Source organism: Photobacterium pectinilyticum (assembly GCF_024357955.1).
GTDB lineage: Bacteria > Pseudomonadota > Gammaproteobacteria > Enterobacterales > Vibrionaceae > Photobacterium > Photobacterium pectinilyticum.
The window spans coordinates 55,020-72,192 of record NZ_JANEYT010000018.1 but is presented as its reverse complement, the minus strand read 5'-3'; the positions used below and the strand labels follow the sequence as shown (position 1 = coordinate 72,192).

The 17,173-nt window shown below is 45.3% G+C and carries 14 protein-coding genes; all 14 read left to right on the top strand.

The features are described from left to right. The first annotated feature begins 320 nt into the window (after positions 1-320). The 14 genes from mobI to NHN17_RS10050 all read left to right on the top strand — a co-directional run bounded on the left by mobI (position 321) and on the right by NHN17_RS10050 (position 17,130). Positions 321-1,064 (top strand): conjugative transfer protein MobI(A/C), encoded by a 744-nt coding sequence (mobI, locus tag NHN17_RS10115; protein ID WP_255042289.1) that lies wholly within the window; start codon positions 321-323, stop codon positions 1,062-1,064. A 5-nt stretch (positions 1,065-1,069) separates the two neighbouring features. Continuing rightward, positions 1,070-1,978, top strand: a complete 909-nt coding sequence (locus tag NHN17_RS10110) for a hypothetical protein (protein ID WP_255042288.1) — start codon at positions 1,070-1,072, stop codon at positions 1,976-1,978. A 13-nt stretch (positions 1,979-1,991) separates the two neighbouring features. Continuing rightward, positions 1,992-5,570, top strand: coding sequence for a TraI domain-containing protein (locus NHN17_RS10105; RefSeq protein ID WP_255042287.1), 3,579 nt, complete (start codon positions 1,992-1,994; stop codon positions 5,568-5,570). Beyond that, positions 5,560-7,434: a conjugative transfer system coupling protein TraD gene (gene traD, locus NHN17_RS10100; RefSeq protein ID WP_255042286.1), complete on the top strand. Its 1,875-nt coding sequence runs from the start codon at positions 5,560-5,562 to the stop codon at positions 7,432-7,434. Before NHN17_RS10105 ends, traD begins: the two co-directional genes overlap by 11 nt. Positions 7,435-7,439: 5 nt before the next feature. Continuing rightward, a complete protein-coding gene (locus NHN17_RS10095) occupies positions 7,440-8,075 on the top strand; it encodes an IncC plasmid conjugative DNA transfer DtrJ family protein (RefSeq protein ID WP_255042285.1) in 636 nt (211 codons plus the stop codon). Between the two features lie 203 nt (positions 8,076-8,278). Next, positions 8,279-8,647, top strand: coding sequence for a hypothetical protein (locus NHN17_RS10090; RefSeq protein WP_255042284.1), 369 nt, complete (start codon positions 8,279-8,281; stop codon positions 8,645-8,647). A gap of 155 nt (positions 8,648-8,802) precedes the next feature. After that, positions 8,803-9,099, top strand: a complete 297-nt coding sequence (locus NHN17_RS10085) for a type IV conjugative transfer system protein TraL (RefSeq protein ID WP_255042283.1) — start codon at positions 8,803-8,805, stop codon at positions 9,097-9,099. Positions 9,100-9,114: 15 nt separating this feature from the next. Next, positions 9,115-9,735 (top strand): TraE/TraK family type IV conjugative transfer system protein, encoded by a 621-nt coding sequence (locus NHN17_RS10080; protein WP_255042282.1) that lies wholly within the window; start codon positions 9,115-9,117, stop codon positions 9,733-9,735. A 21-nt stretch (positions 9,736-9,756) separates the two neighbouring features. Next, positions 9,757-10,974 carry a hypothetical protein gene (locus NHN17_RS10075; RefSeq protein WP_255042281.1) on the top strand — a complete coding sequence of 406 codons (1,218 nt, stop codon included), beginning with the start codon at positions 9,757-9,759 and terminating at the stop codon, positions 10,972-10,974. A 10-nt stretch (positions 10,975-10,984) separates the two neighbouring features. Beyond that, positions 10,985-12,520, top strand: a complete 1,536-nt coding sequence (locus NHN17_RS10070) for a TraB/VirB10 family protein (protein WP_255042280.1) — start codon at positions 10,985-10,987, stop codon at positions 12,518-12,520. Further along, entirely contained in the window at positions 12,517-12,903 is a 387-nt protein-coding gene (locus NHN17_RS10065) for a hypothetical protein (protein ID WP_255042279.1), read from the top strand. Before NHN17_RS10070 ends, NHN17_RS10065 begins: the two co-directional genes overlap by 4 nt. Next, complete coding sequence (locus tag NHN17_RS10060; protein ID WP_255042278.1) at positions 12,893-13,717, top strand: thioredoxin domain-containing protein; 825 nt, start codon at positions 12,893-12,895, stop codon at positions 13,715-13,717. Before NHN17_RS10065 ends, NHN17_RS10060 begins: the two co-directional genes overlap by 11 nt. Then, positions 13,714-14,430, top strand: coding sequence for a TraV family lipoprotein (locus NHN17_RS10055; protein WP_255042277.1), 717 nt, complete (start codon positions 13,714-13,716; stop codon positions 14,428-14,430). The genes NHN17_RS10060 and NHN17_RS10055 overlap by 4 nt, the downstream gene beginning before the upstream one ends. 63 nt (positions 14,431-14,493) lie before the next feature. Then, a complete protein-coding gene (locus tag NHN17_RS10050; RefSeq protein WP_255042275.1) occupies positions 14,494-17,130 on the top strand; it encodes a TraC family protein in 2,637 nt (878 codons plus the stop codon). Positions 17,131-17,173 lie beyond the last annotated feature (43 nt).

Genomic DNA, 17,173 nt, shown 5'->3' with positions numbered 1-17,173 from the left:
TGTAAACATTCTAGTGCTTGCAAATATTTTTAATTTTGCGCCACTGAATAACATTATGGTTATTCAGTGGCGCAAAAGAGCCAATGAATAGCATTATGGTTATTCTACATCGCAATTGCGCCCATAAATAACATTATGGTTATTGAAGGATGCAATTGCGCCCATAAATAACTTTAATGCTATTTGGTAGGTCCAATACCATTATAAATTAATTATATTTATATGGACTTTACAAAACCCACTCAAAACGATAAGTTGATTAGCAAAACAACCTATCAAGGCCATGCGGCCTTGAGCTATTTGCTGTACGAAGTGTAGATATGGACAACTATCTGTTCGACAAAAGCATCCAAGCGATGCTTAAAGATCTCTCTCAATTGGAGGTCACGGCGAAAGACCTAGTCACCGATTACTGGTCTGAAATGAAGCGTAATGTCAGTGAGATACAACAACGGCCGCAACTCGCAGTCGGTAGTCAAGATCAAATTAAGTCACAGCTTTTGAAAACCACTTGGATCAAGTATTATCCAAGTGTTGCCTTGGTTGAGCGAAGTTGGGGGAAAAAGATTGAAATACGGTGGCGTTTCGGTGCGTATCATGCTGGCAAAGTAGCGACAAAAACGAACAAACGTTTTTCACACACAAAGAAAGTTAAAAGATCTAAGTCAAAATACCAACCTGGTACACATCCAATAGATACATTTAGTGTCGAACCAGAGTGTCGGTGGCAATTAGATATTATCGAGAAGTACGAGAGAAAATTAAAAGATATACGTGACGCCTCGTTTTATATCGCTCAGATGCTAGATAACTTGACTAACCTCAGAACAAAGATGGAAAATAACGGCACAATCTTGTTTGGTGGTGATTCTGATAAACAAGAATTACCGGATCTTTCAGCTCAGCTAGAAAATCTCGCTTTGGCTTTGGACGCAGCACAAAGTGATCCAACAAATCTTAATGCCGAACAACAAGCGTTATTACTCAATACCGCCGAGCCTGTTTTGCATGATGCCGGTATTGATCCACGTATCAAAATATTCTTAGAAGAAGAAGGAACTTGATTATTATGTCAGAGCTAGCACCAGAGTTGGCAGTCCCAACAGCCGATAACAATGAGCCTATTCAATCTCAACCAACGCTTACCGAAGCAACACAAACTGCACTAAAGCCAGAAGCTGAAACAGAAAATCTTCAATCTGCCGAAACCAAGGCAGAGAAGGTCGAAACCACGACTACAGATGCACAGTCAGAAACCGAAAAAAATTCAGACACTGTACGAGCTCGTCGTACTAGAAGAGCGAATAACTTCATCAGCAGCAATCCACTCGTTGCCAAGTCGAAGTTCGTCAAACCAAGCTCAAACCAAACCAAGAATGCAACGCAGCATTCGCACATGGAAATTCCGGTTAGTATTAGCTCTCCTCAACTTGGTTACTACTTGTCTAAATACCAAAACAGCATGATGAACGCGGCGTTCCACTTCACCGGTTTGTTAGTCATCTGTAGCAAAGAACAAGATCAGTCCGAAATCATCTCTACTTGGCTAAGCGGTATAAACGAGCGACATAAAGAGTTCATCAATGGCTACAACGCGGAACTGGATGACATTCTAAAAAGTAATGAAGCAATTTCAGATCGCTTAAATTTGCTAGTTCAACGTACTCCAGATGTTTATATGTTCGCGTTTTCACATCCATTTTTCTGGACGTTTATCGACTTGATCAAAACCACGGACGCTGTACTTACTCGTTTAGAACAGTTATCTCTTATCGGCATCATCGATCAAGAATACAAGGCGATGGCTGATGAGCAGCTACTTAACTACATCACAGGTGTGTTTAAAGCACTGTCTACTGTTGCCCGCGTAAAACGCCGCAACGTTCGACTCAGTGACACCCGTACAAAACTTTCAACAGATCGGCTAAAAACGGTTATCGAATCGCTTGAAGTCCAATTGAAAACGATGATCGACTAACCGAGTAAGAAGAATGAATCAAAGCACCGCTATCGCTGATCAAGAAACAAACTTAGAACCACAACAGCAAATACTGGCTAGTCGAGAAGATATCCAGTTATTAAGCGCGGGCCATCATGAACAAACTATTGAGCGAGAAGGCCTGTTACCCATCGGCTCAATACACATTCTGTCGGAGCAACGTTTTGAAGAGTTCTTCAACAATTTATTTTTGATCGCAGGGTTTCCTGATGCCAAAAATGTAGAGGCTATCAAAACGGAAATCCAGAAAGCGCGAGCAAACGGGAAAAAGGTCAGCAACCTCTCGCTGGCCTCTCTGTACCAAAAGCTATATCCAGGCATCGTGACACCCACAAAACATACAATTAATGGAAAAGGTCCGGGAAAGTTCAAGCAGCTTCTATCCGCAGTTCGCTTGATTTTCCAAGCAGAGAAAGAGCAATCAGGCGGTGGTACAGGAGGTAACGTTGAACTTGAGAGTTGGCGGCATGAGTTTCCTCACCATTCTGTAGATTGGCATAAGATTCATTTCAAACCTCAGCGTGAGCAATTTGTCGACGTCACCAGCGAAGAAGAAAAAAATGAACGCTACAATTTTGATACTCTCTTTCGGCAAGTCATCATCCGGTTTACGGATCTCATTGGCCAAACTCCGGCATCCGAGAGTCATCATCACAACTGGCCAGGAGGCTTACTTCAACACTCATTGGAAGTAGCTAGTATTTCCTACAACTATGTCAAAGCCCAAGACCTTAAGGCTCGTGCGTTCAATGATATAGAAGTACGTCGTAAAAACCGTTGGCAATACGGCGCTTGGGTATGCGGCCTGCTACATGACATCGGAAAGATTATCACTGATATGCGCATTGTTGGGGAAGATGCCAAGGGCGAGCTCTTTATTTGGAAACCCCTATCAGCGTCACTCACTGAATTTTGTCGTCAACATAAAATTGATCGGTACTACATTGATATGCTCGATGCCCAAAAGAGCCTTGACCATAGCGGCCGTTTCAAACGACATGAGAATGTTGCCGTCATGCTCTGGAACAAGGTTCTGACACCAGAAGCTATCGACTACCTATCGACATCTCCCGACGAAGGTAACGGACTCCTAGAGCAAATTTCAAACTACCTATCCGGTAAGCCATGTGATCCATATTTATCAACCGCGGTTAGGAAGGGTGAGCAGAACTCAGTACACAACAGCTTTATCAAAGTCCGCTCTAGCTACCACCTCAATGCTGATCGCAGAGATAACGTCTGCGACATCATCATGCGGATTCTTAATGATAAGTGCCGGCAAAAAGAAGTACTCGATAACTGTTTTATGGTTGGTGGAATTTTGTTTGCCCGCTACCCTGAGACACTTAACTTAGTTAAAGGCATTATTGCTCGGGAGCAACCTCAATCAAAAACGGTCTTTGCCTACGAGCCACAGGAGCTTTTACAGCGGTTAACTGACACTGCCTACGTCAAACGAGCGTCTGATACTCGTACACTACTGCGCATAAAGAAATTGGAACCGAAAAAAGTCAAATCAAAAAAAGAACAACCTTCACTTGTTCCATCAGACACGCCTATAACCGTTTTCATGCTGAGCCATCCATCGAACATCTTTGGCAACAGCAATCCGCCTAAGTCGATACCAGCAATGATCGAGTTGTCGGCAGCGCACCGCGTTACCTTTATCAATGAGACCGAATATGAGGAAGTGATCGATACAGATTTGCTGGACGAGCATCGTCCGGACCCTCAACCTAAGCCACAACCGAAGGCTTCAACTATCTTAGCCACCAGCGGCGTTATCACTAGAACTCAGAAAACAGAACAACAAAAAGAGACTCAGGATGATAATGCCGGCGATAACCAGACCTCGGATAACAGAACAACTGACACCAATACAGTTAACCAAACTCAGCAGCCAGCAAGCAAGCCAGTAACATCGGGACAGACCCCATCAGCTCAACCTGCATCTACTCAGAAAGCCTCTAATTCTGGCAAGCTGGTTGATCACGTTACTCAAAAACCCGATTCTCAAACAGACATTAAAGATAATCACGCCATCGCTCAATCAGATAACATCGCAGCGCCCACTGAGGGAGCCTCTGAAAGCCAATCAGCCCAACAGGCAAGAAATTATACTGGTGAACACCATCGTACTGTAGAAGAGCACAGGGGAGCTGTTACATCTACAGCTCAATCACCGACAGTCGAGCAGCAGGGTGCAAATGAATCCACACAGACATCCAAGCCAAACACAACACCCAAAACGCGTATCAATCCGGTTGTTCAGCCAGAGCAACAAGCAGCGCCTTGTGTGAACTCAATGCTGGGTATTCCCACTCAACGTGAGTTTGATATTTCCGATCTTGATACCCCAGCAGTCATCATTGATGACTCAGGAGAAGACCCGCAATTACCAGAACAATTATTGCGATTGATCGAGCTACTGGAAAACGCCGATGCCCTCGGTGCTGTCTGTGAAAACTCCCGAGTAAAACCTTCGTTGCTACAACGAGTCTTTGCCAAAGACCACGGCCTTAATTTCACTAACTTGAAGACTTCTGGCATTTTGCGCGATGACAGTACCGCACGCCAAATCATCATCCATCCGCAGCACATGCCACACCTCCGTTCTGCACTTGCATTCCAACAGGACGATGAACAGCAAAGTGAGGTCACTGATACCGACAAATCGCCAATTGATGCACCTACGGCGGGTGAATCCAACCCAAGCCACGAAGCAGATATGGCAGAAATGATGAGTAATACCCCTGATCTAAAAGATGAGATTGATGCCAATACAGCAATGTCTGATCTAGAAGAATACAGTACCTTAGTCGCACACGACTCAACACCGGACGCTCCGCTACAAGCAGTGCCAGAATTGCACGATGAAAGCAAATCTACTGATATGAGTGCTGCCATAGGTGCCAATACAGATTCTGAGGATAACGACTCCCCTAAACAATTCTTGCTCGAGCACATGAGCAAGGAAGAGTTAGCAGGTGGCTATATCAAAATCGCTACCCTTCAGAAGCCAGCCTTAGTATCAGCAGGCATAACTCGGCAGCTACTGGTTGAAGAAGGGATCTTAAGTGATAAGAACCAGGGCAGGAAAATATTCCTGACGGATAAGCCCACAGCTAAAACGGCAATAAAATCAGACAGTGTACGAGCAAGTGAAGAAAAACAATCGGTTACATCGCCCACACCTAATCATAAGCCTAAAGCTCGCCGTCGAGACGTTCCCATACTAAAACAGCACAAGCAAATCGAAGTCGAATATGGCTTAGCCACTGCAGTGCCACCCATACAGGCATTATTAAAACTTGATGTATCCACTGAAGAGTTTCGTAGCATCAAGGCTACATTGAAGACCTTTTACCAAGACCGTACTTGGCAAAAAGCCATCTTTAGAGCCGGCCAGTTCACAAGCTCAACGGGTGATCTCGTTATTGGAGAAGAAGCATTCAATCGAGCATCGGCTGACCAAGCTATTCCGAACTTTTACCAACACCTGATCACCTTAATTAGTGGTGACACTGAAATACTCACTTTACAGTTTAAGGAAATAGACCGTGAGGGATAATGATAATACCTCAGACCTACTCAGGCCTGAGTTTGAATTTCAAATAGCCATAGGGTACTACGTTGCTGCCGGAGTAACGATGTTCTTTGGCGGTTTCAACTTTGAATCATGGAGTGTGAGCTTGGTGATTGGTTGTGGCCTGATTGCAATGGGTACCAAATGGCTGCTGGTGGCGCTACCTCGTATCAAGCAAAAGCGTAAGCTAATACTGAATTACCTCTATAAGAGAGATGTAAAAGAGATACGTAAGGAAGTCGCCAAAAACCCGAACCAAGTCTTTATCGGAAAAGGCTTTGAGTGGGGAAAAGAGCACGGTGAGCTGTACCACCGTATCAGCTCAATGTCTTCTGATCTCGATGGACTTAAACTGCCAAAACTCTTTGAAATACAGAGCCGTAAAGCCATTGAAACAACAAAGCGGTTGGGTGGTAAAACGTGGCTCCACGGCCTTGGCAAAGAGAAACCTATCTATCAATTGCCTGATAACTTCGCTGGCCACACGTTTATCTGTGGATTGCCGGGAACAGGTAAAACCAGCCTACTTAATTTACTGTCGACAACAACGCTCAACCGCGGATCATTTAACCTGATAATCGACCCGAAAGGCGACGCGAATTGGGAAAAAAGGATGCGTTCCGAATGTAAAACGCTGGGCGTACCTTTCCACTTTTTCTCTACATCACACCCAAGTAAATCATGCCTGATTGACCCGTTGAGAGACTTCGAACGGTCAACGGATATCGCTTCGCGTATCTGTGATGTTGCAGATTCGGGCAACAACAGTGGTACTGATCCTTACATTCAGTTTACGTGGAAATGTATTAACCAGGTGGTACAGGCCCTTCACTACTGTGGGAAATCACCTCAGTTAAAGTCGATCTCATACTACCTCCGTTTTGCCAAAGAAGAGTTGGCGACCATGGCGCTGGAAACATTCTACGTCGAGCTCTTTGGTGGTGAGGAACATTTCCTAGCTAAACGACATACCATGCGTGTTGATGGTGGTAAGCCCGGCGATTTGGCGGGCATGATTGATTACTACTCCAATACTGAGAAAGTTGATCCCGACAACCGCCATATCGCGGTAGACGGTATTATCTCTTTCGTTACTCATGACCGCGCGCACATGAGCAAGATGCTATCGAGTACCGAACCACTGTTTGACCAATTGACGTCCAAGCCGCTTGATAAGTTGCTAAGTCCAAACATTGATGAGGTGATCGCTAAAAACGATGGCAGTTACATCCTAAACCTTGAAGAAATGCTGGCCTCTGGTGGTTGCCTCTACATCAGCTTGAACAGTCTTGCGGATAACAAAATTGCCGGTGCGATTGGTAAACTTATCCTCTCAGCTCTATGTTCTGCTGCGGCTCGTCGCTATGCTCACGCAGAGGGGAAAGGACGGGAAGTGTCTGTTTTTGTTGATGAAAGCCACTCTGCACTTAATGAAAATTTAGTCACATTATTAGCTGTCGGACGCGGCGCGTCGTTTTCTGTCTATTTAAGCACACAGACGATCCCTGATCTTGAGGCAAAATCTGATGCCGCAACCGCAAACCGTATTTTGGGTTTGTGCTCCAACATGTTTGCCCTCAGGGTATCAGACAGTATCACTCAAACCTGGGTGAGCGAGAACTTTGGTACCGCTGATATGGACAGTGTCAGTTACATGCGTAACAACCGTACCGGTGCTTCGGATGATATGGTCGATGAACACGCCGCTGGCTTTGCTGAAACCATGTCCAAAACAGAGCGTCCACTATTCCCGCCTAGTGCGCTAGGCAACATGCCAAACCTCCAGTATGTGGCCAGGATGCAATCCGGCGTGAAAATTAAGGGTCGTATCCCTCTGCTGACTGAGTAACGAATATGCTATTAAAAGATCCTAAGACCTTTACGCTACAGCACCGAGCCATGTTCGCTATGTTCATTTTCTCCATGGTGTATCTGTTCGGTATGGTCAAGCTAGAAGAGTACGCAGGCGCCCTGAATACCGAGATTGAAACAAGTAAAATACTTATCGGTGATCAGTCATCGGCAAATATTGTGACCGGTGCCCAGCGTATATTTGGTCTGTTTGATCAAGGTTTGCTTCCTATGCGCGATAATCTTGATCAAGCTAACAAATCAAATAAGTACCGTGTCCTCTCCAAAATGGGTGATAACGTCCTTGAGGCTGCAGACAAAGTAAGGCTGCTAATCTATCAAATGTGCTACCGGTTATTCCTGCTCAAGTATTGGTTTCTAACGGGCTTACCTTTGGTAATCGCATTGATTTATGAAGGTGTAAAGATTAGAAGCATTAAAATGTATGAGTTTGGCAATACCTCTGATTCACGTATGAGGCTTTGGTCTAAGTTTATTGGGTTTACTGTCATAATCCTTAATATATATTTAATATTTCCCTACTCAGGTGAGTTTGGAGCGTTATTTCCGCCCACGGTAATGCTGATCATTGGAATAGTGTTCCGCAACATGTTGACTCACTTAAGCAAGAGCTTCTAATTTATGATATTTTGAATATAAAACTTGTTTTATCTGCTCAATCTAAAATATAATCTAGCAGTGCCTTATCTTGGCCGCAAATATTTAGAAATAGCATTTTCTTGCCCCAATTCAGGGCTAACACGTTGTTTTGACGAGCAATAGTGTTAATGGGTCATTGCGCCCAAAATTTATCTATACACCTTTAAAAAGGAGATTTAACCATGGAAAAAACTATGCAAAACCTAGCTACTTGGATTTCTGAAAATAAAACTTCATTCTTCATGCTAGTAACTTTATCTGTTATCGCAATTGTATTTTCTCAAGATGTAATTGCTGCAACAGCAACGTCTGGTGTTGACTCAAATATGGAATCAATCTGGACTGAAATTTCTACCATGGCAACAGGTAACGTTGGTAAAACATTGATGATGATGACGCTGATTGCGGTTGTTGTTTTCTCTGTCGTTTCTCCAAACCTAATGGGCTTTGTTGCTTCAGCGGTTTCACTTGTTGTTCTTTCGAACGCATCTGAATTTATCGAAGATACTCTAGATGCTTCTACTTCAATTTTGCAAATGCTACCGCTTTAAAAATTCTACAGCACTAACCAACTTTTGAAAGCAGGTGTGAGCATTAATTTGTTCACACCTGTTTTACTTGATCTACAGAAATAAAATCTTCAAAACCCCGCCGAAATCTTTTAGTATTAAAGCCTCTCAAACCACAATTTTTTTCAGGCAATCGCATGCAGGTAGAACGCAATCAGAGCGTTGTACCGATCCGTGTAAATGAACCGAAAATGGTCGGTCCTTTTGCGGTCACTGAGGTTGCACCGGTCGTCGTTTTAACAGCGATAGGTGTAATGCTTGATATGACAAACTACGGCTTGATCGTAGGGATTGGTATTGCGTTTTTACAAGTAAAAATTACGGCAAGGTTCCCGCCAGGTTTTTTGTTTCATTACCTCTGGTTTAAGGGTCTATGGCCACTCCCGGAAAGCAAAACTGTTTTGGATCCAATGAAACGGAAATTTTATCAATAGTGCAGGAAGCAGTACGTGTTAGATCAGCTAAAAAATTCGAAAGTTGCTCGCAACTACACAGAGTCACTAAGCCTATCAGCAACACTCAGTAAAATAGCTATCCTTCAAGGGTTGGCTATTCTTGGTTTACTGTATGCGTTGATGCAACAACAGATCACAACGGTAGTAACCCCACCGACCTTCACCGAGCCGCTCTCGATGCGTGGCGACCAGGTTTCACGTTCCTATCAAACCGGTTGGGCAATGTTCATTGCACAAACACTTGGTAACGTATCCCCAGCCCGCTTAGAGTTCACTATATCCATGATCGAGAAGATGATTCCCATACAGGATTTACCGGTGTTCCGCTCCCAGCTGGAAGAGCAGGTAGCCCGCCTACAAGTATCACGAGTACAAGAGACTTTTTCGCCAGTGGACGTAGTTTTTGATCCAAAAAACGATGTGGTTTGGGTTTACGGTGAAAAGATCTCCCGCAGCCTTCGCCAAGGCACAGAAATCAAAATGAGCTGGACTTACGAAATGAAGATCGGTTCACACTTGGGTTCACCAAAAATTCTTCACCTAGCCCAATATGAAGGCGCACCAAATCGTAGTCGTCGACAACAGGAATTGAAAGGAGAGCTGGCTGAACATTAAGGCCAGGGGAGGAACATGAAAATGAAACGACTTTTACTTGCGACTATGTGCAGCCTTGCATACAGTTCAACCGCAACAGCCAACTTAAATATTGTTGAGGGAGCAGCTAGTAATTTACCGGCAAGCTTTACTCAACCAATGGCAGCACCCACAGATCTAAAAACAGAAATTCCGTCACGTGAAATCAAAGCACTGGATGACATTATTGCTGAAGCAACGGCAAAGAATTTACCTTTAGGTAGTGCAATGCTTGCCAACGGTGAGATGCCGGACACAGACCTTAATTCTGTCGACCAACATGAACTTCTCTCGCAAGCCGCTTCGGAGTATGCGCCGCTACAGTCAGACTACAACACCATAGCTTATCAAACCCAAGAACAAGCACCAGCCGTTGACCCAATGGTGCAGCGAGCACGTGAAATTTACACACCACAGCCTTACCTCGATGTTGACCCAGGATCACCAGCTACTATTGCATTGAGTATTGGTCGTTCAAACCGTATCCACTTCAAGAACTTCAGTGAATTGGATGTTCGTACATCTAACCTTTCGGCACCTATCATCACCGAGCAAGGTTACCTGTACATAACGCCAACCACCTCTGAGCCGATTGCGATTATGGTCGGTGAAGATGGTATACCCGAGTCGATGGTTAACCTACTCCTTCTCCCAATCGACGTACCGCCAATCATGGGTACGGTGGACGTTGCCATGGACGGTGAAATGCGCCGGAAGCGTAACGCCATCATTGCTGACCGCGAGAAGGCCTTCGCTGAAGCTGAGCAAGAGCTACGAGATATTCAGGCGCAAATGGAACAAGGACCTTCCGAACTGCACACCAACGTTGATCCTTATGTCACCCGAATAGAGAACCTATTGGCTGAAGTTGCTCTTCAACAAAACCCGCAAGGCTTTAGCCTTAAGCATGAAGATGAAATCCCAGAAAGCGCTCGGCACCCGTGCGACATTTCAAAGATGACCATGTACCACGAGACTCTTCAGCGGCTGGAGTCAGGGAGAGAGTTTATCGATATCATCAAGGTGACAAACGATATCAACGGATTAAGACCAATTCGTGATGAGGCCTGCTTGGCCGAAGATGTACTGGCAGTAGCGGTATTCAAAAAAGGTACATTGGCTCCAGGTGAAAGCACAGAGATCTACATCCTGCGCGACAAAATGTATACCCAGAACCTGCTTCGCGAACAATCACGTACTCGTCCTTCGCTGATTGATTAAGGAGCAGCTCATGAAATTTATTGATGACATCTCAGAGAAAATTGGAAACCTAGTCCAAAAGTCTGCAAACAAAGAAGTGGATGAGAATAGTTTTTGGGCTGATCGAAAGAAACGAATGGGACTACTTGGCCTTATCGTCGTTGGTGGTCTCTACATGTTTGCTGATCTCATGCCTGACAGCAAGCCAGTTCAGCGTAATCGTATTCAGTTTACTGATACAGATATGGAGCTTGACCAAAAAGGCCGACCAACAACCGTCTTCTCGAACAAAGGTGCGGTTAAGCTATCGGATATGCGTTCTGAAGATCTGATGTCAACCTTACAGGAAGAGCTTCGCGACCGAGAGCACTACCTTACAGCACGTGAAGCAGAGATCCAACGTAGCCAAGACATTCAGGCCCGGGAGATGAGTGACCTAAGGCTTGAGCTTCGTCGTATCCAGCGTGAAACGGAAATCAAGCTTAAGCAAATGGATGGTATCGCGGCTTCTAACAGTGAACGCTCCAATCACAACAACAATGCCGCTGAACTTGAGTCTCAGGTGGGTATTGATGCCATGACAGCATCCACCAATGATGCTCCACAAGGGCGACCTCGCCATGTACCGCCTCGTAATCAGAGTTCACAATACGACAACGTTCTTTCTACCCCCGAGCAAAGTGTAGCAGCAGGACACGTTCAGGCCGGCATCCGAATTATGAACAGCAATGTTGATTCCCGTGTAGCTACTGGCCAAATCCTACGGATGAACAATAGCCTTGAGAACCAGAAGTCACGCGACCGCAGTCAGGTCTTCGCTGATCTAGCAGATGCAAAAGCAGAGCTATTAACTCGACAAGAAAACCAACGCGCAACCAGAGAAGAAGAAGCTCGCCAAGCAGTCGAAGCGGAAGACAAGCAACGTAACATCGTGCACCTTCCAGCCGGTACCATTATCTCAGGTACGTTGATCAACGGTATGCAAGTGCCAACGGGCTCTTCAAGCTCAAATAATCCAATGCCAGCACTGATGCGCGTTAAGCGCGAAGCCATCCTGCCAAATTACTTCTCAAGTGATGAAGTCCGTGAGTGTGTGATTATCGCATCGAGCCGACCTGTCATTGAAGCATCACGTGTTGTCTTCCGTGCTGAGCATATCAGTTGCCTACGAGATGATGGTCGCCATGTTGAATCACGCCTGACAGCGATTAGTTCTGGTCGTGATGGACAAATCGGTGTCCCTGCAACCTTGGTATCACGTAACGGTGAGCTACTGGCTAAAACGGCTGTTGCTGGCTTCTTAGAGGGTTTAACCGATGTACTTAGTAAAACAAGTATTGAAGTGAACTCTGATGATGGTGTATTTGCGATTTCAGGAAATGATTTACGTAACCTGACTGGTTCCGCCGCCATTGCAGGCGCTGGCGATGCACTTGACCGTTTAGCTCAATATTACATGGATTTAGCTGACAAGATGCAACCTACTTTACAGGTTTTACCGGGCATCTCCGTGGACTTCAACGTGACTTCATTATCAACATTGGACTTCAACGAGGAAGGGTCATGAACACAGTAAAATCAGCAAAAATGAAATCACTTCCTAAGTTTAGCCTAACGTCTGTTTTTATCCTTGGTCTCGTTGTTGTCAACGTTTACCAGTCGATGACCATCAACCAGCTAACCAATGAAGTGCAGCAGAATATCAACCTGATCGAGAATATGTCTGTGCAATCCCAACCAAAGATTGCCATCTTGCCTTTCGATACCACGTTAAAACGTTGGAACGAAGTTGATCCAAGCGGTTTAACCGGCATCAATGTCGTTGAACGTGCCGTTGATCTGTATTCCAACAACGGCTACCTGATCTTAGATAGCAAAGTCGTACTTGGCGGTCGAGCATGGGCTGAGGTTATTAACGTATTACCTGAGGAAGCGACTAATGCGAATTAAATCCATGATTGCTGCCCTTGCCCTAACGGCAGGCACTCAGGTCATCGCTGATGATGATCCCCTTGCATCCTTTGCAAACAAATCTGGCCAAAACCAAACCGCCAACTTCTTAGCCATGGCTGAGAACGCAGAATGGTTTGCTAAGCTGCCACCTAGCCAAGGCTGGGTACTGATGAAGCTCAAAAACGGCACTATGATGATGGTTGATACCGACATGCGGTTTGCTATCAATGGAGCCGAACTCTTTGACCTTCGCCACCAGCAACGTGTCGATAACCTCGATGCCGCCAACCAAAGCTGGCTCGTTAACCTCAATAACCTCGATCACTTTGACCTACCGGTATTTACTTATGGTCCGGATAAGCCTAAAGCAGACTTCACCGTCCTTCTGGCACCAACAAACCATGCTGAAATCCTCGATACACTCAGTCAAATCAAGGATAACCAAGACAAGTACCGGTTCGATGTGGTTCTAATGGGCACGGTATCTCAGACAGTGTACGAAATTTCCGTGAATTTATTCTGCGCGGAAGACCGTGTTGAGGCCAAAGAGCGCCTATTGAATGCTGACTACCCGGATACTTCAACAGAAGAAACCCGAATGCCGATGCTACCGACGTGTGAACACTCGAAAGTCGCTGACGCCTTCGCCCTAACGCACCTTTACAATATCACCCGTTACCCCTACATCATCCGTCACGATGGAGCGGCTATCGCCGGTTCACCGCGCTCAATGGAAGAGCTCTACAACTTGCCGGCTCCGAAACATGCTGAGTTGGACATCAACGCAATTTTTGGAGGCGATAAAAAATGATCAACCGTACTACCCGTCAAGCATTTACTGCAGCAAGCCTACTTTTCCTCGCTGGTTGCTCCAGCATTGGTGTGGGTGAGACGCCTATCGATTGTGGCGATGATGATCTAAATGGTATTGGTTGTGTAAGTACCCGTGAGGTTTGGGGAGCGACAGATACTTATGATCACCTTGAAGGTATGACCAAGGCCGAGGTTCAAGAGGAAGCGCACCGCAACAACCCTGATGTCAACTTAAACCCAGCTCAGAAGCGTAAACAGGAAGAACAAGGTAAAGGCAGCCGTAATACCAAAAACTCAGCGGACTTGCCAGATTCATCATATGAGCATTATCCAACGCCGTATGAACGCGCAGCCGCTTATGGCCGCTATATCAACGAGCTCAACAACCTGCCGTCCGCTGATCCACTAGCAGTGAGAAATACGCCTGATATTCTGCGCGTAACCATTGCTCCTTATGTCGATAATGCAGACCGCCTCCGTATGCCAGCCCAATCCTTTATCGAGATTGAGCGTCGTAGCTGGGCAATTGGCCGTTCCGCATCCGAGAATACTAACCGCATTACTCCGGTTAACATCCGTGCCAAGTCTCGCAGTGCCAACATCGTGAACGGTAACACTGAGGTAGATGAAAACGGCTTTGAAATCCGTACCCGCAGACCGCAGCAAGAATTCAACTTTGAAGGAATTCTGCCACCGATGCCGCAGCAGTAATCACCCCAACTAAAAGCCACGGGTAGCCGTCATTGGGTTGCCCGTAGAAGGATAAATAAACATATGGTAATGACCAAACAAACACATGATCTCAATGTGAACATGTGGGGTGATAGCCTCCCCTATCTCGAGTATATCCCTGAACTCAAGGGCTTCATCCTAGAAAATAAATCTCTGATGACAAGCTTTGTCTGTCAGCCATTGAATGGCGTTAACGAAGAAATCCAGAATGCCCTGGAAGAGTTTTTCAAAACCGAGATGCCTACTGACTCCTTCCTACAGATCAGTATGTTTGCCTCACCTGACATCGAGTGGATGCTAAAGCGCTATGAGTCTAACCGTGGTGGCCGGGCAAAAGATCCCAAGTTATCGAAGATGTTGGATGATGTTGCGATAGCAAACCTTGAATACCTACGAGAGAAGTCAAAGACGCCAATCAATGAAGAGAGTGAAATGCTCCTTCGTGACCATGAGATCTGGGTAACGTTCACCATGCCGACGCGCGGCGTTTTGCCCAATGAACGCGAAATCGAAACCTTCACTAACAAGTCGAGTGCATTACAGCAAGTATTGACCTCTATCCATATGGCACCTGATCAAATGGATGCAGAGATGTTCCTGCACCGCATGAAGATCATCCACAACTGGAATAAAAATGCCTCATGGCGTGAAAGACCTGGTGAATTTGATGCATCACGCTTCCTCCGAGATCAGATGCTCGATAAAGGAAATGCTATCCGTGTTTATGAAGATGGCATTGAGCTGGGCAACACCGACCAGAAAGGCCTACAGAAAGACGGGAAATACGTCAAACTGCTTTCTGTTAACCAGTACCCTCAAGTGATGACCTTTGGCCAACTCTACGACCTCATGGTTGACTGGCGTAAGGGCCAAGCCGGGATCCGGTGTCCATTCATGATCACGTTGAATATTGCTTACCCTGATCAAAAGAAGACTAAAGAAGATTTCATCAAAAACCGTACTTACGTGTCCCACATGAGCAAAACACCTTTTGCACAGTGGGTTGACCGGATAAGCTGGCAGAAGACTGATTATGATATTTTCTTTGATCAAATAGAAAAGGAATCGGGTCAGTTTGTTGAAGCATACTTGCAGGTAATGCTGTTCTGTAATGACAAGAAAGACGGTGAGCGGATTTCACAAAAGGTTCAAAGCCATGGGGCACGTACCCGCTGGGCACTAACTGAAGACAGGTTCTTCTGCCTGCCATTGTTCAAAGCCTCATTGCCGGGTGGCCAAACCGTTTCCGCGAAAAAACACCTGCGCCGATACAGTAAATTCCCTAGCTCTATTCTCAAGCATATGTGTCCTATCATTAGTGCGTGGAAAGGCAATGGCTTCCAGAAACCGGTTTATCCTCTTGTCACTCGTGAAGGTCAGCTGTTCTACTTCGATCCCTTCACCTCTGATGGTAACTTCAACTGTATTGTGGGAGCGGCATCAGGGTCAGGTAAATCATTTTTTATCAATGGCCTGCTGACAAATGTTATCTCTTCTGGCAACTCAGGTGGTGGTAAAATCGAGTACCGCGAAGGTGAAGATAAACCACTCCACATGCACCAGCCACATGATGGTGGCCGTGTGTTTGTGATCGATGTAGGTCGTAGTTACGAGAAGATTTCAGATCTATCTGGCGGTAAATTCATCGAGTTCGGTGAAAACTTCAAATATAGCTTAAACCCGTTCAAATCTATCCATGAATTCAGCGGGAAAGATGGGCAAGGCGATATGGTCGTTGCACTTATCTCATACATGGCAGCACCTGAGTCAGAGCTTGATCAGTTCCAGTCGGCAGAGTTGTATAACGTGATCACAGCGGTGTGGGAGTCGTACCGCAATGATGGCACCATTGATCTGGTTCGTGATGCATGCCTTGACCACCAAGATATCCGGATGAAAGATATTGGCGTCCAGTTGAAGCGCTGGTGTAAAGGCGGCAGTTATGGGGAATTCTTTTCAGATGAAAACCCACCTTTATCATTTGATGGGCACTTCGTTGTCTTTGAGCTCGAGGAATTAAAAAGTAAAAAACTATTACAACGAGCTGTACTTTTACAATGTATATCATGTATTCAACATGAAATGTTTTTAACAGGTAAAGATCGACGCAAGCTATTTATTCTTGATGAGGCATGGGAGTTCCTATCTGACTCAGATGGTGGTTCAAACCATATTAGAGCATTCCTTGAGGCTGGTTGGCGTAGATTCAGAAAATATAATTCTGGAGGTATCGCTATTAGCCAGAGTGTCAACGACTTCTATAATTCAGCGGTCGGCGAAGCGATTATTTCAAATAGTCAATGGAAGATCTTGCTGCGACAAGAACCAGAAGATATTGCCCGGGCAGAAGCGAGTAACAAGTTCACCGGGACACCGACTGACTTTGAGCTACTTCGATCCTTACACACTAAAAAAGGTGAGTATAGTGAGATATTTATCCGTGGTTCGAATGGCCGAGAGGTGGTAAGACTCTACGTACCTCGCTTCATGCAGTTAATGTTTACTACGGATCCGGATGAATTGAAGATCATCGATAAATATCGTGATAATGGCTATGGAATATCTGAGGCAATCAATGAAATTATGAAGCAAGAGGATATTACCAGACGTGAAAAACAGGCAACAAGCACTGTGAAAAAGGATATGACGGCTGCTGAGATACTTGACAGCATAATATAAGTTTTTAATGAATACATTTTATGCAAAATATACAGAATATATT

Excerpts from the sequence above, each read along its gene's own strand:
- mobI (WP_255042289.1), top strand. The coding sequence starts at position 321 with ATGGACAACTATCTGTTCGACAAAAGCATCCAAGCGATGCTTAAAGAT.
- NHN17_RS10110 (WP_255042288.1), top strand. The coding sequence starts at position 1,070 with ATGTCAGAGCTAGCACCAGAGTTGGCAGTCCCAACAGCCGATAACAAT.
- NHN17_RS10105 (WP_255042287.1), top strand. The coding sequence starts at position 1,992 with ATGAATCAAAGCACCGCTATCGCTGATCAAGAAACAAACTTAGAACCA.
- NHN17_RS10095 (WP_255042285.1), top strand. The coding sequence starts at position 7,440 with ATGCTATTAAAAGATCCTAAGACCTTTACGCTACAGCACCGAGCCATG.
- NHN17_RS10090 (WP_255042284.1), top strand. The coding sequence starts at position 8,279 with ATGGAAAAAACTATGCAAAACCTAGCTACTTGGATTTCTGAAAATAAA.
- NHN17_RS10085 (WP_255042283.1), top strand. The coding sequence starts at position 8,803 with ATGCAGGTAGAACGCAATCAGAGCGTTGTACCGATCCGTGTAAATGAA.
- NHN17_RS10075 (WP_255042281.1), top strand. The coding sequence starts at position 9,757 with ATGAAACGACTTTTACTTGCGACTATGTGCAGCCTTGCATACAGTTCA.
- NHN17_RS10070 (WP_255042280.1), top strand. The coding sequence starts at position 10,985 with ATGAAATTTATTGATGACATCTCAGAGAAAATTGGAAACCTAGTCCAA.
- NHN17_RS10065 (WP_255042279.1), top strand. The coding sequence starts at position 12,517 with ATGAACACAGTAAAATCAGCAAAAATGAAATCACTTCCTAAGTTTAGC.
- NHN17_RS10060 (WP_255042278.1), top strand. The coding sequence starts at position 12,893 with ATGCGAATTAAATCCATGATTGCTGCCCTTGCCCTAACGGCAGGCACT.
- NHN17_RS10055 (WP_255042277.1), top strand. The coding sequence starts at position 13,714 with ATGATCAACCGTACTACCCGTCAAGCATTTACTGCAGCAAGCCTACTT.
- NHN17_RS10050 (WP_255042275.1), top strand. The coding sequence starts at position 14,494 with ATGGTAATGACCAAACAAACACATGATCTCAATGTGAACATGTGGGGT.